Raw genomic sequence first — 20,875 nt, 5'->3', positions numbered from 1 at the left:
TAATGATTAAAATTTACGCACCAGCTTCTATTGGTAACGTTGGAGTTGGATTTGATATTTTAGGTGCAGCCATTAAACCAATAAATGGTGATTTATTAGGTGATTGCATAACAATAAAATTATCAGAAAATTTTCAATTACTTAATAAAGGAATTTTTTCTAATCAGTTACCTACAAATAATGAACAAAATATTGTCTGGAAATGTTGGTATAAATTTTGCAATATAATAAAAAAAAATATTCCAGTTTCTATAATTCTAGAAAAAAATTTACCAATTGGATCAGGACTGGGATCTAGCGCTTGTTCAATTGTTGCTACCTTAGTTGCAATTAATGAAATTTTTGACAATCCATTAAATTCAAAGGAACTTCTCTTACTTATGGGCGAGGTAGAAGGAGAAATATCAGGAAGTATTCATTATGATAATGTAGCTCCATCTTATCTTGGAGGTCTTCAATTAATTTTAGAAAAGTCTGATATAATTAGTCAAAAAATACCAGATTTCAACAATTGGTTTTGGATAGTAGCTTGGCCAGGAATTAAATTATCTACCGCAGAAGCAAGAAAAATTTTACCTAAAAAATATACAAAAGACATTTGTATCAAAAATAGTCGTTATTTAGCTAGTTTTATTCATGCATCATATAGCAAACAATCTAATTTAGCAGCAAGATGTATGAAAGATCTTATAGCGGAACCATATCGTAGTAAATTACTACCAAATTTTTTTGAAAGTAAAGAAGAAATTAAAAAATTAGGTGCGATAAGTTTCGGTATATCTGGTTCGGGACCAACTGTTTTTGCCGTTGCAGAAGACATTAAAATTGCTGAAAAAGTATCTTTATGGCTTTCAAAAAATTATCTACAAAATAACACAGGATTTGTTCATATTTGTTATATAGATACAAAAGGTGCTAGAAAAATAGGATAAAAAATGAAACTTTATAATTTAAAAAACCATAGCGAACAAGTTAATTTTGAAACTGCTATAAAACTTGGACTGGGAGAACAACAAGGATTGTTTTTTCCAGTAAATATACCAACTATTACACCTTTTGAATTATCAGAAATACTCAAAATGGATTTTATTACAAGAAGCACTGAAATACTTTCTAAATTTATTGATAGTGAAATATCTAAAAAAACATTGTATGAACATGTAAAAAAAGCATTTTCCTTTAAAAAGCCATTAAAAGTTTCAATTAAAAAAAATATCAGTTGTTTTGAACTATTTCATGGCCCAACATTAGCATTTAAAGATTTTGGAGCCCGTTTTATGGCTCAAATGATATTTTCTCTAAATCAAAAAAACGAATTATTTACTATTTTAACTGCAACATCAGGTGATACTGGGGCTGCAGTTGCACATGCATTTTATAAAATGAAAAATGTTCGAGTAATCATTTTGTATCCAAAGGGGAAAATTAGTCTATTACAAGAACAACTATTTTGTACTTTAGGTGAAAATATAACAACTATATCAATTAATGGAAGTTTTGACGATTGTCAAGATTTAGTAAAAAAAGCTTTTGATGATAAAAAACTAAAAGAATTAATAGGTTTAAATTCTGCTAATTCTATTAACATAAGTCGTTTATTAGCACAAATATGTTATTATTTCGAAGCTTTTTCATTAATTTCAGAAACACAACGAAAAAATTTAGTTATAGCTGTTCCATGTGGAAATTTTGGAAATTTAACAGCTGGATTGCTAGCAAAATCTCTGGGTTTGCCCATTCAGTCTTTTATAGCATGTACAAATGTAAATGATACTGTTCCAAGATTTTTAAAAAATAAAGAATGGAAACCGAAAAAAACTATATCTACAATTTCTAATGCTATGGATATTAGTCAGCCAAATAATTGGCCTAGAATTGAAGAATTGTTTCGTCGAAATAACTGGAATTTAGATGATTTAAGATTTGGAAGCGTATCAGATAAAAGTACTGAAGAAACGATGAAAGAACTTTTTAAACTAGGATATACTTCTGAACCACATGCTGCAATTGCATACCGATTACTAAATGATCAATTAAAAAAAGATGAATACGGTTTATTTTTAGGCACTGCGCATCCATCTAAGTTTAAAGATACTGTTGAAAAAATTTTAAAAAATAGTATTACTTTACCAGATGAAATTAAAAATAGAGTTAATTTACCACTATTGTCTTATAATATCAATCCAGATTTTAATAAATTAAAAAAATTTTTATTAGATATATAAAAAATTAGAGAGGATTATTTCTCCTCTCTAATAAAGAGAATAATAAATTAATGAAATATAATAAGTTTTTAAATCATGAATTTTTTTAAATATTGAATAAAAAATTAACAATATCACCATCTTGCATTTTATAATCTTTTCCTTCAATTTTACATTTACCTACTTCTTTAACTTTAATTTCACTTTTATATTGAATAAAATCTAAGTACTTAATAATTTGGGCGCGAATAAAACCTTTACTAAAATCACTATGAATTTTATGCGCCGCCTGAACACTTGTACTACCATTAGATATAGGCCAAGCATGAATTTCTTTAGCTCCAACTGTAAAAAAAGTTATTAAATCAAGTATTTGATAACCACATTGAATAATTTTATTTAATCCTAAGTATTCTATATTAAAGGCTTTCATAAAATCTTTTTGTTCTTTTGTATTCATATTAACTAAATCTAGTTCTAAATTAGAAAAAATTGGAATTACTAAAGAATTTTCTTTTTCTGCTATTTCATTTAATTCATTTAAAAAAATTAAAGATTCTTTATCTTCATTAATATTTGCAATATACATTGTTGGTTTTAAAGTTAAAAACCGAAAATCACTAATTATCTTTTTTTCTATTTTGCTTAATTTTAAAGTTTTCAACATTAAAAAATTTTTTAAATGATTTATACATTTATTTAAAACAATTAATTTTTTTTCGATCTCTTTTGTGTTATGTTTTAGATTTTTTTGTAATCTTAATATAGATTTTTCACAAGTGTGGAAATCAGATAATATAAGCTCAGAATTGATTATATCTACATCATTTTTAGGTTTAATTTCATTATAAACATGACTAATATTATCATCTTTAAAACAACGTACAACATGTGCGATAGCTTGGGTATCTTTAATATTACTTAAAAACTGATTACCTAAACCTTCACCTTGAGATGCGCCTTTAACCAAACCAGCAATATCTACAAATTCTATATATGCGTTTACTATTTTTTTTGGGCAAATAATTTTAGACAGTGTATTGATACGAATATCAGGAACTGAAACTATTCCAATATTTGGTTTAATAGTGCAAAACGGAAAGTTTGCAACAGTAGAGTTTCCTTTGGTCAAGGCATTAAATAAAGTAGATTTGCCTACATTGGGAAGCCCTATAATACCACATTTAAAACCCATATTTATATACCTTAAAATCAACAATTTGATTCTATATTAAAATGATAAAATAATTCTGATTTAATTAAGAAATATTACTTAATAATATAAGTGTTTCTTTTACAGCATACTGAATGGACGTATTAATTAAATTAACTTCTTCCGTTGTAGGATATGAAAGTACAAAAGATGATATTTCTTTTTGATTTTTTGGACGACTAATGCCAATTCTAAATCTATAAAAATTTATTTTTTTATTAAAATGATTTATAATACTCCTTAAACCATTGTGACCACTATGCCCATAACTATATTTGATCTTTGATATGCCACACTCTAAATCTAAATCATCATGTGCTACTAATATTTCATTTAGATTGATATTATAAAATGCAGCTACTTTATATATTGCACTACCATTAATATTCATAAAAATATTAGGTATAAACAAACGAATATTATTTGAATTTATATTAATAGAAGTAATAAATCCAAAAAATTTTTTTTCTTCTTTTAACAATGCATTAAAATTTTTTGCTAAAGCATAAATATACCAAGAACCTAGATTATGACGTGTATTATGATATGTATTTTTAGGATTAGATAATCCTGTAATCATTTTAATATTACTCAAATAAAATAACCTTTTAATATTTTTAATGTTTTATTAAAACATATAATAATATATACTATATGTTTTAAAATATAAAATTTAAATATTTTATTTATTAAAATATAATTAATAAAAAATTCTATTTTTGTAAACGACTATCTACTTCATCCCAATTTACTACATGCCAGAATGCCTTAATATAATCTAGTTTTCTATTTTGATATTTTAAATAATATGCATGTTCCCAAATATCTAAACCTAAAATAGGATCACCGTAAGTATTTGATATTAGTTTTCCCATTAATGGGTTATCTTGATTAATAGTAGATACTATATTAAGTTTTCCATTTTGATTAACTAACCAAACCCAACCCGAACCAAAATGCTTCATAGCAATGTCTTCAAATTGGTTTTTGAAAGACTCAAAACTTCCAAAACTTTTTTCTAGTTCTAATTTGATATTTTTATTTAATATCGTATTGATTTTCAAACATTTCCAAAAAAAACTATGATTTATATGTCCACCAGCGTTATTGCGCAGTACATTTTTATTTTCTAAACTAATTTCATTAAATATAGACATAAGCTCTTCAATAGAAAGAGAAGAAAAAGCTGTATTTGTTAAAATAGCATTAGTATTATTAATATAATTTTGATGATGTTTTGTATGATGAATTTTCATTGTTTCTTGATCAAAATAAGGTTCTAATGAATTATATGAATATGGCAGAGAAGGTAAAAAATAACTCATTTTATTTTCCTATTAAAATATACGATGTATATAAAAATTAAATTAAAAAATTTCATTTTAAATATTGTATTAAATTATAGTACAATTATTGAATAATAAACAAGAATCATAATAAATATATAAAAATAGTATTTCAACTATATACATATTAAAAAAATTAAATTTATTAAATCAAAACGACAATTTTTAAATGAGATGTAAATGTCTATAACGCAAGAATTTAATCTATTAAGTAATCGATTTCGAAATTTTTATCCTGTTGTTATTGATATTGAAACAGCTGGTTTTAATCCAAAAACTGATGCATTATTAGAAATTGCATTGATAACATTAAAAATGGATAAATTAGGATGGTTGCACACAGAAAACACACTTCACTTCCATATTAAACCTTTTAAAGGTTCTATTATTAATTCTGATGCTATTGCATTTAACAAAATTGATCCATTTAATCCATTACGTGGTGCTATTAGTGAAAAATTAGCTATTCAATCAATATTAGAAACAGTAAATAAGGGAATAAAAATAGAAGGTTGTAAAAAAAGTATTGTAGTAGCACATAATGCTAGTTTTGATCATAATTTTTTGATGGCTGCAATACAAAGAGTTCAAATTAAACATAATCCATTTCATCCATTTGTTACATTTGACACAGCAACACTAAGTGCATTAGTTGTTGGAGAAACAGTATTAGCAAAAGCATGTAAAGCTATTGGATTAACATTTGATAATAACCAAGCTCATTCTGCGCTTTATGATACATTACAAACTGCAAATCTTTTTTGTAAGTTAGTCAATCGCTGGAAACACTTAGGCGGATGGCCAATGAATGTAAAAAAATAATTTTTATTTGTTATATAATTTTAATATTATCAAAGGATATGATATTAATAATAATGTATTATTATAATATCATATCTTTTATTAAAATAATTTTATAAATTAAATTTTATTATTTATATTTACTCATTGTTTTAGATATTAACTTCTGCAACTCTCCATCTTGCAACATTTCCATTATAATACTACAACCTCCTATAAGTTCGCCATCTACCCATAACTGGGGAAATGTCGGCCAATTTGCATATTTAGGTAATTCTCTTCTAATATCTTCATTTTCTAAAACATCTACATATGCAAACTTTTCCCCGCATACTGATAAAGCTTGTACAGCTTGAGCAGAAAAACCGCAACTAGGAGCATCTGGCGTGCCTTTCATGTAAATTAAAATAATATTGTTTTTAATTTGATTTTCTATTTTTTTAATTATATCCATACTTTGCTCCATTTTGAAATTCATCAATCTAAGGATATTAAAACAAATTTTCAAGTTTAAATACTTTGAAAATATTTTATAGACAACTTTATTTTTTTTTGTAATACTAATAAATTAAATATTTTATTTATCTTTATATTTTAATTGTATGGGGCTGTTTTGGATTCGACAAAATTATCAAACAAATAAAGTGCATGCCGAGGAACGGTTTGCCTCGTAAAAAGCCGTAAAAAAATAGCTACAAATAATAAACAAAACTACGCATTAGCAGCTTAAAAAACTGTTTTATGCCCTTTATTCTCAATATTATCTCTTTTATAGCGAGAAATTATTAAAGGTCACTAATTAAAGAGAAAACGTGAAAATAAAGCTTAATAATAACACGAAAAAAATATTTTTAAGATATATTCCTAAAATGCGTTTTTCTAAATTAGGAAAAGAACTGCACATTAAGAAAAACTAAGCATGTAATATCTTTATTTATAGAAATTTTGGACGCGGGTTCAAATCCCGCCAGCTCCAAAAGTTTTGAAAATTAAAATTTATTTAAATTATTCGACACTAAAATAAAAAACTTTATCTTTTTTAAAAAAAATGTTCAATGTTGTTTTTTTACATATATCTTTTTTAAATCTTTCGCAAAAAATATAATGATAGGTATCGCTAAAAGAATCAGAAATAATTGGCGTTCCAAAAATATAAATTATTTGTTCTCTTGTCATGCCTTTATAATTTTTTTTAAACTCACTTAAACTTAAATAAAATTCATCTATATTATTAGAATTATAATTTTTATTGCCTAAAAATGAACAACTAGTCAATAAAAAAGTTATTAATAATATTTTAATTATAAAAATCTGAATATTCATTAATAAATTATTTCCTAGTATTTTATATAAAAATATTGTTAACAATAATTTTCACAGTAATGCTGTTATAAAATATACAATCTGAAAATTTGATTTAATTTTTTAAAAAAATTTTTTAGACCAATTTAATTTCGAAGTTAAAGTTTCAAAATAGTTATAGCTTTTAGGGTGAACAAGACTTAAATAATAGTTACTTTTTTGAAGTAAAACACATTCATTTTTATTAATAGGAAAAACTATTTGACTATCGCAACTAATTTTTAAACTTTTTTCTGAATTAGAAAATTTTAAACAAATTACACTATCACTTCTAATTACTAATGGTCGGGCTAATAAAGTATGAGGAAACATAGGTATTAGTAATATAGCTTCTAAAGAAGTTTCTATAATCGGTCCTCCTGCAGAAAGTGAATAACCCGTTGAACCAGTGGGAGTTGAAATAATTAATCCATCCGAGCGTTGTGAAAAAGCAAATTTTTCATCAATATAAACTTCAAATTCTATCATATGAGCTACATGTTTAGGATGTAAAACAACTTCATTCACAGCTATACTAGATTTATAAAGCTTTTTTTTCTTATAAATTTTTACATCTAATAAAAAACGATGTTCTATAAAATAGTTTCCAGATAAAACTTCTAATAATTTTTTAAATAGATTATCAGAATTCAAATCTGTTAAAAAACCTAAATTACCTCGATTAACACCAATGATTTTAATGTTAAAATATGATAAAATTCGAGCTGTACATAATAAGTTTCCATCTCCACCGATTACTATAGCTAAATCGCAAAGTTGACCAATTTCTATTAATGTAGCAGTTTTTGGATTTTTTAACTTTAATTTTTTGGAAATATTATATTCAATAAAAACTTTATAACCTTTTTTCGTTAACCATTTATAAAGTATCTCATGTGTTATTAATGCATTAGAATGACGAGGACGTCCAACAATACCGATACAATTAAAATATTGCTTCATTGCATTAAAATCCCTAATGAATATATATATATTTAATTAATACATGAATTAACTTAAAAAACATATCAATAAATCTATATTTAACTAATCAGTAATGTTTAAAACGGTGATATTATGGATACTGAAGACAAACAACCAAAAAGCAAAAATATTGAAAAAAAAGATATAAAAACAGAAGTCGCAGAAAACACAAATGATAATACTAAGATTAAAAATATTGATATAAATCAATTAAATGAATTAAAAGAAAAATTATCAAAAAATCAAAAAAAAATACATGATATACAATTAAGACACTTAGCATATATAGAAAATATTAAAAAAAATGCTGAAATAGAAATAAAAAATATAAAAAATATAAAAAAAGAAGAATTTTTTAAAAAAATCATTCCTATTATTAACATATTAGAAGATACTTTATCTTTATCTAAAAAATTAAATTTAGATAAAGAACCATTAATACAAGGTATTCAATTAATATTAGAGTCTTTATTTAAAATAATCTATCAATTTGGAGTAAAAATAGAAGGTAGAAAAAACGAAATTTTTAATCCAAAAATTCACAATGTTATATTAACCGAAAATTCAACAGAAATACAACCTGATCATGTTATTTCAATACAACGAATAGGTTTGAGCTTTAATAACATCGTGCTTCGAAAAGCATTAGTAACAATCTCTAAAATTTAAAAAAATTATGTTTTTACTTATCAAGTATTAATATTACTGAACACAAAAAAATAGAAAAAATTTAAAAAATTTTTTCTATTTTTACATATTTATTCAAATACTAAACCAATTAATTTCTGTTTTTTTACATTTAATTAATATTTTATTAGTTTTAGAAAAATGTTTACATCCAAAAAAACCTCGAGAAGCTGATAATGGAGATGGATGAGATGATTTTAAAATATAATGCTTATTAATATCAATTAAATTACATTTTTTTTGAGCATCGTTACCCCAGAGTAAAAAAATAATAGATTTTTTATATTGACTAATGTAATAAATTACTTGATTAGTAAATATTTCCCATCCTATATTATTATGAGATTTTGGTTTTCCTGATTCAACAGTTAAAATAGTATTTAATAAAAAAACGCCTTGTTTAGCCCAATTTTCAAGACAACCATGATTAAATATATAATTTTTTTTAAAATCATTATTTAATTCTTTATATATATTTTTTAAAGAAGGTGGTATATTTTTATTTCTTGGAACTGAAAATGCTAATCCATGCGCTTGATCATTTGAAAAATAAGGATCTTGCCCAATAATAACCACTTTAATTTTATCAAAAGAAGTGAATAAAAAAGCATTAAATATATCTTTTGAAGGAGGATATATTAATTTTTTTAAACGTTCTTTTTTAATATAATTCATCATATTAAAAAAATATTTTTTTTTTCTTGAGATAAAATATCTTTCCAAGTTAAACTAGTATTCATAAGAAACTCTTTTTTAAATTAATTAAATAAAATATTTTTTAAAAAGTATAAATTTAATTTTATTTCAAAATAAAAGGAGAGAAAAATGGTTTTAGTAACAAAAAAAGCTCCAAATTTTATAGCTCCAGCAATTTTAAGTAACGGTGAAATTACAAATACTTTTGATTTTAAAAAATATTCTAATGGTCAATCAACAATATTATTTTTTTGGCCGATGGATTTTACTTTTGTATGTCCTTCTGAAATTATGGAATTTAATAAAGCTTATGAAGAATTTCATAAACGAAATGTAAAAATTGTAGGTGTATCTGTTGATAGTGTTTTTGTTCATCAAGCATGGCAAAATACTGCTCCTAAAAATGGAGGAATCGGAAAAATTAAGTTTCCAATGATATCCGATACAAAACATGAAATTCAAAAATCTTACGAGATTGAACACCCAGAATTGAACATAGCTTTAAGAGCTTCATTTTTAATTGATGAACATTGGATAATACGTCATCAAGTTGTTAATGATCTCCCATTCGGACGTAATATAAATGAAATAATACGAATGATAGATGCTTTAGAATTTCATAATAAATATGGAGAAGTATGCCCTGCAAATTGGGAACCAGGAAAAGATGGGATAACTACTTCTTTAAAAGGAATTTCTTCATATTTAGATAAACATTTTTCTTAAAAATTTCTTTATATTTTAAAGTCAGCAAAAAAATATGCTGGCTTTATTTAAATTATTAAATACAACATCATTCTTTCTATAAAAATATGTTAAAAATTAAATAAAATTATCATCATTTACATCACTCATATCACTAACATCACTGATATTATTTGTATTACTTATTTCATTATCGATATATTCATCATTAAAATTAGATGTACTATCAGAAACATCAAAATCACTTTTATCGCTATAGTCAACTAAATCATGTTCATTATTTGTATAAAATTCATTTCCTTCTATGTTAGATATAGAAGATTCATTAATAGTATCAAAAACCTCTTCTTCAGGTTTGCTATGATTAAAAACATTCATTAACATATTACCCAGAATCATCCCTCCTGCTACGCCAGTTGCTGTTTGTAAAGCGTTTTTAAGAAAACCATTACTACTACCTGCGCTGCTACTAATAGTTGAAGAAGATGTTGGTAAGGGATGATATGATCCTGAAACATTTTGATTACTTTTCCAAGAATTATTAGATATTTCTGGAGAAATTGGCTCTTTTTTAAAAAAATTAGATAAAAAACTTGATTTTTTAGTTGTTGTATTTAAGTTTAAATTTGATATTTTCTTATTTAATTCTTCAACTTTCAAACTTAATTTTTTTATTGCAGTTTCTTGGATTAATATTGTTTGTGTCATGTAATAAGAAGAATATGGTTGCTTTTTTACTAAATCTTGAATTAAAATATTCGCTTCAACATCTCGTTCAGAAGAATTTAACTCAGTGTTTTTTAAACGATAAAATAAATTTTCTATTAATTTTTTTTCTTCATCTTTCATAAAAAAATCTCATATTTAATTATAATTAAAAAATATTATTTTTAATATTGATAAACATTAATAAAATAATTTTAATAAGCTATTATTTTAATACTTTCATTTAAAATAAACAATATAAAAATGTTTTTAACTATCATTGAACTAAATGAAAACGTTTTAAACATAGAATTTATTTCTTTCAATGCATCCAATATATTAATTATGTTATAATTTTTACTTAATTTTATTAATTTTAAAAGAGAAAATAGTTACTATGAAAGAACTTGCACGAGAAATCATACAAGTTAATATTGAAGAGGAATTAAAAAGTTCTTATTTAGACTATGCCATGTCTGTTATAGTTGGAAGAGCTTTACCTGATGTTCGAGATGGTTTAAAACCAGTGCATCGAAGAATACTGTTTGCAATGTATATATTAAATAATGATTGGAATAAATCATATAAAAAATCTGCTAGAATAGTAGGTGATGTAATAGGAAAATATCATCCACATGGTGATTCTGCAGTTTATGATTCAATAGTTCGTATGGCTCAAAATTTTTCATTAAGATATATGTTGATAGATGGTCAAGGAAATTTTGGATCAGTAGATGGAGATGCCGCTGCAGCAATGCGATACACAGAAATTCGCATGTCTAAGATTGCTCATGAGTTATTAGCTGACCTGGAAAAAAATACCGTTGAATTCATCCCTAATTATGATGGAACTGAATATATTCCTGAAATATTACCATCTAAAATACCAAATCTTTTGATCAATGGATCATCTGGAATAGCTGTTGGAATGGCAACGAATATTCCTCCTCATAATTTATATGAAGTAATCAATGGATGTTTAGCATATATAGATAACAAAGATATTACCTTAACAGAATTGATAAAGTATATTCCAGGTCCAGATTTTCCAACCGCAGGAATTATTAATGGAAAAAAAGGAATTGAAGAAGCATATCGTACTGGAAAAGGAAAAATTTATATTCGCGCACGTAATAAAATTGAAAAAAATAAAAAAAATAATAAAGAAAGTATTGTTTTTTATGAAATTCCTTATCAAGTCAATAAATCACGTTTAATAGAAAAAATAGCAGAATTAGTAAAAGATAAAAAAATTGATGGGATTACAGCTTTACGTGATGAATCTGATAAAGACGGAATGAGAATTGTAATTGAAATTAAAAAAGAAACTTTATCAGAAATCATTTTAAATCAATTATACGCTCTTACTCAACTACAAGTATCTTTTGGAATAAACATGGTTGCATTATATCGAGGACAACCAAAAACTTTATCTTTAAAAGAAATAATAAAACATTTTATATCACATAGAAAAGAAATTGTAACACGTCGTAGTATTTTTGAGCTAAAAAAAACAATGCAACGTACTCATATTCTTGAAGGACTAAACGTTGCTTTAATGAATATTCATTTGATTATTAATTTAATAAAACAAGCTAAAAATTCAATAGAAGCAAAAAAACTTATTATAGAAAAAAAATGGATAAATAAAAGTATAAAAAATAATATCCTAAATACTATAGAAACAAAAAAAACAAATCAAAAAAACAATTATTACTACTTTAGCGAAAAACAAGTACAATCAATTTTAGATTTAAAATTACAAAGATTAACTAATTTAGAACAAGATAAAATTATTTTGGAGCATAATAATTTAATAAAAAAAATTATAGAACTTGAAGAAATATTAAAACATCCACATCGTATGCTTGCAGTTATCAAAACAGAACTATTACTAATACAAAACAATTTTAATGATCAAAGAAAAACAGAAATAACTGAACATCATAATGATATTAATATTGAAGATTTAATTAATCAAGAAGATGTAGTAGTTACATTATCTCATTCAGGATATGTAAAATACCAACCTATTTCTGATTATAATGCACAAAAAAGAGGGGGGAAAGGAAAATCAGCTGCAAAAATTAAAGAAGAAGATTTTATACAAAGTTTAGTAATTGCAAATACACATGATACTATCTTATGTTTTTCTAGTCGAGGTATTTTATATTGGATGAAAGTATATCATTTACCAGAATCCAGCAGACATGCAAAAGGTAGACCTATAGTAAATTTATTGCCATTAAATAATAAAGAAAGAATTACAGCTATTTTGCCTGTCCACGAATATAAAGATAATCTCAATATCTTTATGGCTACCGCTCAAGGTGTAGTAAAAAAAAGTTCTTTAAAAAATTTCCAAAAACCTAGATCTACTGGAATCATAGCTATTAATTTAAGAACTAATGATGAATTAATTGGAGTAGCATTAACTAATGGAAATAATAATATTATGTTATTTACACAAAATGGAAAAGTAGTTCAATTTTCAGAAAATAGTGTTAGAGCTATGGGTAGAACAGCCTCTGGGGTAAAGGGTATAAAAATCTTGAAAAATGACAAAGTAGTTTCATTAATTGTTCCGCACGAAAAATCAAGTATTTTAATAGCAACTAATAACGGATACGGAAAACGTACAAAAATCTCTGATTTTCCAATTAAATCACGTGCAACACAAGGAGTTATTTCAATAAAAATAACGAAAAAAAAAGGACAAATTATTGGAGCTATACAAGTAGTAGAAAAAGACCAAATTATGATGATTACTAATGCAGGAACATTAGTTAGAATTAGAGTTTCTGAAATAGGAGTTTTAAAAAGAAATACACAGGGTGTGATTTTAATACGAACATCAAAAAATGAAAAAGTTGTTGCTTTGCAAAGAATTGTTGAGCCCATTATATAAACGATATAATGAAATATATTTATAATTTATATTATAAAAAAGTAATATTTTTAAAATTCAAAAATTTTTATATAAAATTATGTTTTTGAAACAGGTTAAGTAAATATGAAAAATAGTCTATTTGTGACTAAACGAAATGGAAAAAAAGAAAAAATCAACTTAGATAAAATTCATAAAGTTTTAAATTGGGCAGCTAAAGGATTAGAAGATGTATCTGTCTCTCAAGTAGAGTTGCGCTCACGTATCCAATTTTATAATAATATAACAACTGTTAATATACATGAAACAATTATTAAAGCAGCAGCAGATTTAATATCTCAAGATACACCTGACTATCAATATATGGCTGCTAGACTTGCTATTTTTCATCTTAGAAAAAAAGCTTACGGTCAATTTGAACCACCAATACTATACAATCATGTAAAAAAATTAGTCAATTTAGGAAAATATGATAAAAATTTACTAAAAGACTATTCTTTTGAAGAATATGTATTAATGAATTCTTTTATTGATCACTGTCGTGATATGAATTTCTCTTATGCAGCTGTAAAACAATTAGAAGGAAAATATTTATTACAAAATCGTATCACTGGAAAAATTTACGAAAGCGCACAATTTTTATATATTTTAATATCTGCATGTTTATTTTCTAAATACCCTAAAAATATTCGTATGAATTATATTCAACGCTTTTACAATGCTATTTCTACTTTTAAAATTTCATTACCCACACCAATAATGTCAGGTGTAAGAACTCCAACTCGTCAATTTAGCTCTTGTGTTTTAATTGAATGTGCAGATAATTTAAACTCTATTAATGCAACAACGAGTTGCATTGTCAAATATGTTTCACAAAGGGCAGGAATTGGGATTAATGCTGGTCAAATTAGAGCATTAGGAAGTCCAATTCGAAATGGAGAAGCATTTCACACAGGATGTATTCCTTTTTATAAACATTTTCAAAGCGCTGTAAAATCTTGTTCACAAGGAGGTGTTAGAGGAGGTGCAGCGACAGTGTTTTATCCTATATGGCATCTTGAAATTGAAAATTTATTAGTTTTAAAAAATAATAGAGGTATCGAAGAAAATAGAGTTCGCCATCTTGATTACGCTGTTCAAATCAATAAATTAATGTACCAAAGAATGTTATTAGGAAAAAATATTACATTATTTAGTCCTTCTGATGTACCAGAGTTATATGAAACTTTCTTTTCTGACCAAAAAAAATTTAAAGCAATATATATTCAATATGAAAAAAATAAAACTGTAAGGAAAAAAAATATTAAAGCAGTTGATTTGTTTTCTTTAATTATGCAGGAAAGAACTTCTACTGGACGTATTTATATACAAAATGTAGATCATTGTAATTCGCATAGTTCATTTAATCCTAAATTAGCCCCAATAAAACAATCTAATTTATGTCTAGAAATTACATTACCCACAAAACCATTAAATGATATTTATGATCAAAATGGAGAAATAGCACTTTGTACATTATCAGCTTTAAATTTAGGTTTAATTAAAGACTTAAAAGAGCTTGAAGAATTATCTATTTTATCTGTAAGAGCATTAGATGAAATATTAGAATATCAAAATTATCCAATAATATCGGCAAAAAATTCTTCTATTGCAAGACGTTCCTTAGGTATTGGGGTTATTAATTTCGCATATTATTTAGCTAAAAACAAAGTTCGCTATTCTGATGGTAGCGCAAAAAGTTTAACACATAAAACTTTTGAAGCAATACAATATTATTTGTTACAAGCTTCTTGTGAGCTAGCTAAAGAAAAGGGATCATGTGTATTATTTCATCAAACCAATTATTACTTAGGTAAATTGCCAATAGATACATACAAAAAAGATATAGATATAATATGTAATGAACCATTACACTTAAACTGGAATGTGCTACGAAAAAAAATTAAAAAGTATGGTTTAAGAAACTCTACTTTATCTGCCTTAATGCCTTCAGAAACATCTTCTCAAATCTCTAATGCTACTAATGGTATCGAACCACCAAGAGGGTTTATAAGTATAAAAGCCTCAAAAGATGGAATGTTAAAGCAAGTAGTACCAGAATATAAAAAATTAAAATCACAATATGAATTGCTTTGGAATATCCCAAATAATACTGGATATTTAGAACTCGTGGCAATTATGCAAAAATTTATTGATCAGTCTATCTCTGTTAATACTAATTACGATCCAAAACGCTTTATAAATGAAAAAATACCTATGAAACAACTATTACATGATTTACTTATAGCGTATAAATTAGGAATTAAAACTTTATATTACCAAAATACTAGAGATGGAGCTGAAGATAATTATAAATTTTATCAATCTGAAACAAATAACGAAGATAATTGTACAAGTGGTTCTTGTATTATATAATAAAAAATATAAAATATAAAAATTTATTTTAGGTATAAAAAAGTGTCTTATACAACATTTTCTAAGAAAAAAAACAATCAACTGATAGAACCTATGTTTTTTGGGCAACCTGTAAACATAGCTCGATATGATCAACAAAAATATAATATTTTTGAAAAGTTAATTGAAAAACAACTTTCGTTTTTCTGGAGGCCAGAAGAAATAGATTTATCACAAGATCAAATAGATTTTCAAAATCTTCCTTCGCACGAAAAGCATATTTTTATTAGCAATTTAAAATATCAAACATTACTTGACTCAATTCAAGGGAGAAGTCCAAACATTGCTTTTTTACCTATTATATCTATTCCTGAATTAGAAACATGGATTGAAACATGGTCATTTTCAGAAACAATTCATTCGCGTTCTTATACTCATATAATTAGAAATATAATAAATAACCCATCAATTATTTTTGATGATATTATAACTAATAAAAATATTAATGAAAGAGCAAAAGATATTTCTACTTACTATGATGATCTAATTAATATGACTAGTTATTGGCATTTATTAGGAGAAGGACACCATATTATTAATGAAAAAAAAATTTATGTTAATTTAAATTTATTAAAGAAAAAATTATATCTATGCTTAATCAGTGTTAATGTTTTGGAAGCTATTAGGTTTTATGTTAGCTTCGCTTGTTCGTTTGCTTTTGCAGAAAGAGAAATTATGGAAGGAAATGCAAAAATTATTAGATTAATTGCAAGAGATGAAGCGTTACATTTAACTGGTACTCAACATATTTTATACCTTTTAGGTAATAAAAAAAATAATGAAAACATGAATAATATTGTTGAAGAATGCAAAGGAATAGCCACTCAAATTTTTATATCAGCTGCAGAACAAGAAAAAAAATGGGCAGAATATTTGTTTCAAGACGGTTCAATGCTAGGTTTAAATAAAGATATATTATGTCAGTACATAGAATATATTACTAACATTAGAATGGATGCAATAGGTTTAAAAATACCTTTTGAAAAAAAATCAAATCCTATTCCTTGGATTGATTCTTGGTTAAATTCAGATTATATACAAAATGCTCCTCAAGAAACTGAAATTAGCTCTTACTTAGTAGGTCAAATTGATTCTAAGGTATCTAATCAAGAATTTAAAAAATTTAAATTATAAAATGAACTATTCCATCATTGAAATATTAAATACAAAAACAATTATTTATAAAAAGCATACTTCACTGTTATCTATCTTAAAAAAACACAACATACATATAGGATATCAATGTAAATCTGGATATTGTGGGACATGTCGTATACAAATAATAAAAGGTAAAATCATTTACTCAATAAAACAGCCTATAGCTGCTTTATTTAAAAAAAATGAAATTTTTCCATGCTGTTGCAAACCAGAAGGAGATATTATAATTAAAATATAATTTAAATAAACTACGCTTGAATTGCAGTTAAAGCAATAGTATAAACAATATCTTCAATTGATGCGCCTCTTGATAAATCGTTTACTGGTTTTTTTAGTCCTTGTAACATAGGTCCAATACAAATTAGACCTAAAGAACGTTGTACTGCTTTATAAGTTATGTTTCCAGAGTTTAAATCTGGAAAAATAAAAATATTTGCGGATCCTTCCAGAGATGAATTTGGAGTTTTTAATTTAGAAATTTTTTTCGAAATAGCTGCATCATATTGAATAGGGCCTTCAACAACTAAACTAGGTTGTTTTAATTTTATAATAGAAGTTGCATTTCTAACTTTTTCTACTTGTAAACCATACCCAGAATACCCGCTAGAATAGGATAACATTGCTATACGTGGCTCTATACCAAAGATTTTAGCTGAATTAGCGGATTGAATTGCAATTTCTGCTAATTCTTCTGCTGTTGGATCTACATTAATTGCGCAATCTCCATAAATAAATACTTCTTCAGGAAACAACATAAAAAATATCGAAGAAACTAAAGAATAAATAGGATTCGTTTTAATAATTTGTAATGCTGGACGTATAGTATTAGCTGTTGTATTTATTGATCCAGACACTAATCCATCAACTTGATGAGATTCTAATATTAATGTAGCTAGCATAATGTTATCTTGTAATTGTTTTATTGCAGAAAATTCAGTTATGCCTTTATTTTTTCTTAACTCTAACAATCTTGAAATATAGTTTTTTCGTACAGCATCAGGATTTATTATTTGAATATTTTTACTTAAATCAATCCCATGATCACTAGCTATTTCAAAAATTTTTTTTTCATTACCTAACAAGATACAGTCTGCAATTCCTAAATCATTAGAAATTAAAGCCGCTTTTAATATACGAGGTTCATATGATTCAGGAAGTATAATTTTTTTTATATTTTTTTTTGATAATGTTTTTAAATGATAACAAAATTCTTTAGGTGAATATTTTTTATCATAATTAACTATCTCATCTTGAACAAAACTTAAATTAATATTGTTAAAATAACTAGAAGTATATTTTAATATTTTATGAATATATAATTTATCGTAGAAATTAATATGAAAATTAAATTTTTGCAATCGAGAAAGAGTTGTTATTGTATTTGTATTAATAAAAAAAATAGGAATATTAATATCTTTTAAAAAATTCACTAAATATAAAATTCTTTTTGTAAGTTTAGATACACCTGTTAAAAGAATACCACTAATTTTATTTGTTTTTAATTTAAGCAATAAATCAGTTATAAACGTTTCTAAACGACTGAAACAAATTAAAAATAAAGAATTATTATAATTTTTTATTGTTATTTTTTTATAATTTTCATCAAATATTATTATGTTTTTAACAATAGAATTATTTTTATTATTCATGCTAATAATTTTTGCATCTAGAAAATGACAAATTTCTATTATAGATGGCTTTAATAAGTTTTTATTCCAAGGAATCAAAGCTAATATAGAAAAAAATTTGTCTTTAAAAAAAATATTTTTTTTAATGTTGAAAGAAGTTTTATTTTGTTTTAAATTATATAAAATATTTAATTTTTCTATAAAATCATATTGTTTTTCTAAAAAAGGAGAATTTATATTATTAAAAATAAAACCTAAAACTTTTTTATATTTATTATATTTTAAAAATACTTTTATTTCATTCTCTTTTTTATTAATATATTCTAAAGAATATTCTTTTAAATTTTCTAAAAATATTACTTCAGCATTTACATTTTGAGAGATTTCATAATTTATTTTATTAAAATCAGGATGCTCCTTTCTATTTATACCTTGAATCAAGATCAATCCATTAACATCTTGTTTTGTATTACATTGTTCTATAACTTGATTAATAAGTATGTGATATTTATCAGAATTAAAATATTGATTTGAAAAATCTATATTTTTTAAGGTCACGATATGATTTAAAAAATATTTATTAATAATAAATTTAGTTTGATCTATTGAATTATCTATGAGAGAAAAATAAAAAAAAGATTTAAAACAATTATTTTTTATTTTTTTACTAATTAAATCAATTAAACTCAAAGTAATAGTTGTTAAACTAACATTTTCATTTAAAGGCACTAACATTATAATACGTCGCATAATATTCTTATTATCTTAAAATGTTAAAACTCATAAATAATTATATTGAACTAATTATTTTCATTGTTTTTTTTGCTATTAATAACTCTTCGTCTGTCGGAATAACTAAAACTGGAATAGAATTATTTTTGCTAATTAATCCTACTTTTCCATTTTTAATTAACATATTTTTTTCTATATCAATTTTTACACCTATTAAATGCAATTTTGATAAAGTGATTTGTCTAATCAATGATACATTTTCACCAATTCCGCCAGTAAATACAACTGCATCTAAATGTTTATCCATCAAACAAATATAAGAAGCAATGTATTTAGATAACCGATGACAAAAAATATCTACAGATAATCTTACGTCCTTATTAGAAGAGTAATTTTTTTCGAGATAACGAAAGTCACTACTGATTCCACTTAATCCTAATAAGCCAGATTCCTTACTTAGTATTGTATTAATTTGATCAATACTTATACCAATTTTTTGATGCATAAAGAAAATAATAGAAGGATCTATGTCGCCACTTCGAGTACCCATTACTAAACCTTCTAAAGGTGTTAAACCCATAGAGGTATCTACACAAACTCCATTTCGGATAGCAGCAACAGAACATCCATTACCTAAATGACATGTTATAACATTTAATGAACTAAAATTTTTATTTAATATAATAGATGCTTCATGTGATACATAATCATGACTAATTCCATGAGCTCCATAACGTCGAATATGATATTTCTTATAAAAAATATAAGGAATAGCATATAAAAATGAAGTTTTAGGCATTTTCTGATAAAAAGAAGTATCAAAAACTGCTATATTTTTATTTGATAAAACAGGAAATTTTTCTATAGCTATTTTAATTCCTATTAAATTTGCAGGATTATGTAATGGAGCAAAAGGAATAGCTTGTTCGATAAAACTTATAATTTCATCATTAATTAAAACAGATTGATTTATTTTATTTCCACCATGAACTACTCTATGTCCTATTCCAATAATATTATTATATAAATTCTGTTCTTTTGACAAAACTTGATTTAAAATAAAATTTAAAGCATGTTCATGAGATATATAAGAACCTATATATTTTTTATATTTTACTCCTGAATACTCCCATTTAATATATGTTTTTTTTAAAAATAAACATTCTACTAAACCAGATAAATACTTTTTTTTATTTTGTGGATTTAATATAGAAAATTTTATAGAAGAACTACCACAATTTAGTACAAAAATTAAATTATTCAATATTTTTTACCGATGTTTTATTAAATTCTAAAAAGTAAAAATAATTTTTTAATACATATTTTAAAAATTA

19 protein-coding genes and 1 other RNA gene are annotated in these 20,875 nt (G+C 24.6%); 10 read left to right on the top strand and 10 right to left on the bottom strand.

Going from position 1 to position 20,875, the window contains the following annotated elements; genetic code table 11:
- The first annotated feature begins 2 nt into the window (after positions 1-2).
- Together thrB and thrC are read left to right on the top strand one after the other, a co-directional pair.
- Complete coding sequence (thrB, locus tag D9V63_RS00980) at positions 3-932, top strand: homoserine kinase (protein WP_158368571.1); 930 nt, start codon at positions 3-5, stop codon at positions 930-932.
- Positions 933-935: 3 nt separating this feature from the next.
- Positions 936-2,225, top strand: coding sequence for a threonine synthase (gene thrC / locus D9V63_RS00975; RefSeq protein ID WP_158368569.1), 1,290 nt, complete (start codon positions 936-938; stop codon positions 2,223-2,225).
- A gap of 85 nt (positions 2,226-2,310) precedes the next feature.
- On the opposite strand, the gene ychF is transcribed toward thrC, so the two are convergent.
- The 3 genes from ychF to D9V63_RS00960 all read right to left on the bottom strand — a co-directional run bounded on the left by ychF (position 2,311) and on the right by D9V63_RS00960 (position 4,742).
- Positions 2,311-3,399, bottom strand: coding sequence for a redox-regulated ATPase YchF (gene ychF / locus D9V63_RS00970; protein WP_158368567.1), 1,089 nt, complete (start codon positions 3,397-3,399; stop codon positions 2,311-2,313).
- 64 nt (positions 3,400-3,463) lie between these two features.
- A complete protein-coding gene (gene pth, locus D9V63_RS00965; protein ID WP_158369273.1) occupies positions 3,464-3,997 on the bottom strand; it encodes an aminoacyl-tRNA hydrolase in 534 nt (177 codons plus the stop codon).
- Positions 3,998-4,130: 133 nt separating this feature from the next.
- The gene (locus D9V63_RS00960; RefSeq protein WP_158368565.1) at positions 4,131-4,742 is read right to left on the bottom strand and encodes a Fe-Mn family superoxide dismutase; all 612 of its coding nucleotides are present in this window, start codon (positions 4,740-4,742) and stop codon (positions 4,131-4,133) included.
- 201 nt (positions 4,743-4,943) lie between these two features.
- Here D9V63_RS00960 and rnt point away from each other — a divergent pair, with 201 nt between their 5' ends.
- Positions 4,944-5,585 (top strand): ribonuclease T, encoded by a 642-nt coding sequence (gene rnt, locus D9V63_RS00955; RefSeq protein ID WP_158368563.1) that lies wholly within the window; start codon positions 4,944-4,946, stop codon positions 5,583-5,585.
- Positions 5,586-5,694: 109 nt separating this feature from the next.
- On the opposite strand, the gene grxD is transcribed toward rnt, so the two are convergent.
- Positions 5,695-6,018, bottom strand: coding sequence for a Grx4 family monothiol glutaredoxin (gene grxD, locus D9V63_RS00950; protein WP_158368561.1), 324 nt, complete (start codon positions 6,016-6,018; stop codon positions 5,695-5,697).
- A 150-nt stretch (positions 6,019-6,168) separates the two neighbouring features.
- On the opposite strand from grxD, the gene ssrA reads away from it, so the two are divergent.
- Positions 6,169-6,541, top strand: a transfer-messenger RNA (tmRNA) gene (gene ssrA / locus D9V63_RS00945).
- Positions 6,542-6,569: 28 nt separating this feature from the next.
- On the opposite strand, the gene D9V63_RS00940 is transcribed toward ssrA, so the two are convergent.
- Both D9V63_RS00940 and nadK read right to left on the bottom strand, forming a co-directional pair.
- Entirely contained in the window at positions 6,570-6,887 is a 318-nt protein-coding gene (locus tag D9V63_RS00940) for an outer membrane protein assembly factor BamE (protein ID WP_158368559.1), read from the bottom strand.
- Positions 6,888-6,989: 102 nt separating this feature from the next.
- Entirely contained in the window at positions 6,990-7,868 is an 879-nt protein-coding gene (gene nadK, locus D9V63_RS00935) for an NAD(+) kinase (protein WP_158368557.1), read from the bottom strand.
- 114 nt (positions 7,869-7,982) lie between these two features.
- Between nadK and D9V63_RS00930 the strand changes: the two genes are divergently transcribed.
- The gene (locus D9V63_RS00930; protein ID WP_158368555.1) at positions 7,983-8,558 is read left to right on the top strand and encodes a nucleotide exchange factor GrpE; all 576 of its coding nucleotides are present in this window, start codon (positions 7,983-7,985) and stop codon (positions 8,556-8,558) included.
- Positions 8,559-8,651: 93 nt separating this feature from the next.
- Here D9V63_RS00930 and ung read toward each other — a convergent pair whose 3' ends face one another.
- On the bottom strand, positions 8,652-9,251 hold the full coding sequence (gene ung, locus D9V63_RS00925; RefSeq protein WP_261979540.1) for a uracil-DNA glycosylase: 600 nt from the start codon (positions 9,249-9,251) through the stop codon (positions 8,652-8,654).
- Positions 9,252-9,401: 150 nt separating this feature from the next.
- On the opposite strand from ung, the gene D9V63_RS00920 reads away from it, so the two are divergent.
- Positions 9,402-9,998, top strand: a complete 597-nt coding sequence (locus tag D9V63_RS00920) for a peroxiredoxin (RefSeq protein WP_158368552.1) — start codon at positions 9,402-9,404, stop codon at positions 9,996-9,998.
- A 96-nt stretch (positions 9,999-10,094) separates the two neighbouring features.
- Here D9V63_RS00920 and D9V63_RS00915 read toward each other — a convergent pair whose 3' ends face one another.
- Positions 10,095-10,826 (bottom strand): DUF2076 domain-containing protein, encoded by a 732-nt coding sequence (locus D9V63_RS00915; RefSeq protein WP_158368550.1) that lies wholly within the window; start codon positions 10,824-10,826, stop codon positions 10,095-10,097.
- Positions 10,827-11,079: 253 nt separating this feature from the next.
- Here D9V63_RS00915 and gyrA point away from each other — a divergent pair, with 253 nt between their 5' ends.
- From gyrA to yfaE, 4 genes are all read left to right on the top strand, one after another.
- A complete protein-coding gene (gene gyrA / locus D9V63_RS00910) occupies positions 11,080-13,590 on the top strand; it encodes a DNA topoisomerase (ATP-hydrolyzing) subunit A (RefSeq protein ID WP_158368548.1) in 2,511 nt (836 codons plus the stop codon).
- 105 nt (positions 13,591-13,695) lie between these two features.
- Positions 13,696-15,984, top strand: a complete 2,289-nt coding sequence (gene nrdA / locus D9V63_RS00905) for a class 1a ribonucleoside-diphosphate reductase subunit alpha (protein ID WP_158368546.1) — start codon at positions 13,696-13,698, stop codon at positions 15,982-15,984.
- 42 nt (positions 15,985-16,026) lie between these two features.
- On the top strand, positions 16,027-17,157 hold the full coding sequence (nrdB, locus tag D9V63_RS00900; RefSeq protein WP_158368544.1) for a class Ia ribonucleoside-diphosphate reductase subunit beta: 1,131 nt from the start codon (positions 16,027-16,029) through the stop codon (positions 17,155-17,157).
- Between the two features lies 1 nt (position 17,158).
- Positions 17,159-17,419: a class I ribonucleotide reductase maintenance protein YfaE gene (yfaE, locus tag D9V63_RS00895; protein ID WP_158368542.1), complete on the top strand. Its 261-nt coding sequence runs from the start codon at positions 17,159-17,161 to the stop codon at positions 17,417-17,419.
- A gap of 10 nt (positions 17,420-17,429) precedes the next feature.
- Here yfaE and pta read toward each other — a convergent pair whose 3' ends face one another.
- Positions 17,430-19,559: a phosphate acetyltransferase gene (gene pta, locus D9V63_RS00890; protein ID WP_158368540.1), complete on the bottom strand. Its 2,130-nt coding sequence runs from the start codon at positions 19,557-19,559 to the stop codon at positions 17,430-17,432.
- Positions 19,560-19,599: 40 nt separating this feature from the next.
- Entirely contained in the window at positions 19,600-20,808 is a 1,209-nt protein-coding gene (locus D9V63_RS00885) for an acetate kinase (protein ID WP_158368538.1), read from the bottom strand.
- Between the last annotated feature and the right edge of the window lie 67 nt (positions 20,809-20,875).

It is taken from the genome of Buchnera aphidicola (Aphis nasturtii) (assembly GCF_005083345.1).
GTDB classification, from domain to species: Bacteria; Pseudomonadota; Gammaproteobacteria; order Enterobacterales; family Enterobacteriaceae; genus Buchnera; species Buchnera aphidicola_R.
Note: the sequence above shows the minus strand (reverse complement) of the source record. Positions and strands in the feature narration are given on the sequence as shown.

Excerpts from the sequence above, each read along its gene's own strand:
- D9V63_RS00930 (WP_158368555.1), top strand. The coding sequence starts at position 7,983 with ATGGATACTGAAGACAAACAACCAAAAAGCAAAAATATTGAAAAAAAA.
- yfaE (WP_158368542.1), top strand. The coding sequence starts at position 17,159 with ATGAACTATTCCATCATTGAAATATTAAATACAAAAACAATTATTTAT.
- grxD (WP_158368561.1), bottom strand. The coding sequence starts at position 6,018 with ATGGATATAATTAAAAAAATAGAAAATCAAATTAAAAACAATATTATT.
- nrdA (WP_158368546.1), top strand. The coding sequence starts at position 13,696 with ATGAAAAATAGTCTATTTGTGACTAAACGAAATGGAAAAAAAGAAAAA.
- D9V63_RS00920 (WP_158368552.1), top strand. The coding sequence starts at position 9,402 with ATGGTTTTAGTAACAAAAAAAGCTCCAAATTTTATAGCTCCAGCAATT.
- rnt (WP_158368563.1), top strand. The coding sequence starts at position 4,944 with ATGTCTATAACGCAAGAATTTAATCTATTAAGTAATCGATTTCGAAAT.
- D9V63_RS00940 (WP_158368559.1), bottom strand. The coding sequence starts at position 6,887 with ATGAATATTCAGATTTTTATAATTAAAATATTATTAATAACTTTTTTA.
- gyrA (WP_158368548.1), top strand. The coding sequence starts at position 11,080 with ATGAAAGAACTTGCACGAGAAATCATACAAGTTAATATTGAAGAGGAA.
- pth (WP_158369273.1), bottom strand. The coding sequence starts at position 3,997 with ATGATTACAGGATTATCTAATCCTAAAAATACATATCATAATACACGT.
- thrC (WP_158368569.1), top strand. The coding sequence starts at position 936 with ATGAAACTTTATAATTTAAAAAACCATAGCGAACAAGTTAATTTTGAA.
- ychF (WP_158368567.1), bottom strand. The coding sequence starts at position 3,399 with ATGGGTTTTAAATGTGGTATTATAGGGCTTCCCAATGTAGGCAAATCT.
- nadK (WP_158368557.1), bottom strand. The coding sequence starts at position 7,868 with ATGAAGCAATATTTTAATTGTATCGGTATTGTTGGACGTCCTCGTCAT.
- D9V63_RS00915 (WP_158368550.1), bottom strand. The coding sequence starts at position 10,826 with ATGAAAGATGAAGAAAAAAAATTAATAGAAAATTTATTTTATCGTTTA.
- pta (WP_158368540.1), bottom strand. The coding sequence starts at position 19,559 with ATGCGACGTATTATAATGTTAGTGCCTTTAAATGAAAATGTTAGTTTA.
- D9V63_RS00960 (WP_158368565.1), bottom strand. The coding sequence starts at position 4,742 with ATGAGTTATTTTTTACCTTCTCTGCCATATTCATATAATTCATTAGAA.
- thrB (WP_158368571.1), top strand. The coding sequence starts at position 3 with ATGATTAAAATTTACGCACCAGCTTCTATTGGTAACGTTGGAGTTGGA.
- ung (WP_261979540.1), bottom strand. The coding sequence starts at position 9,251 with ATGAATTATATTAAAAAAGAACGTTTAAAAAAATTAATATATCCTCCT.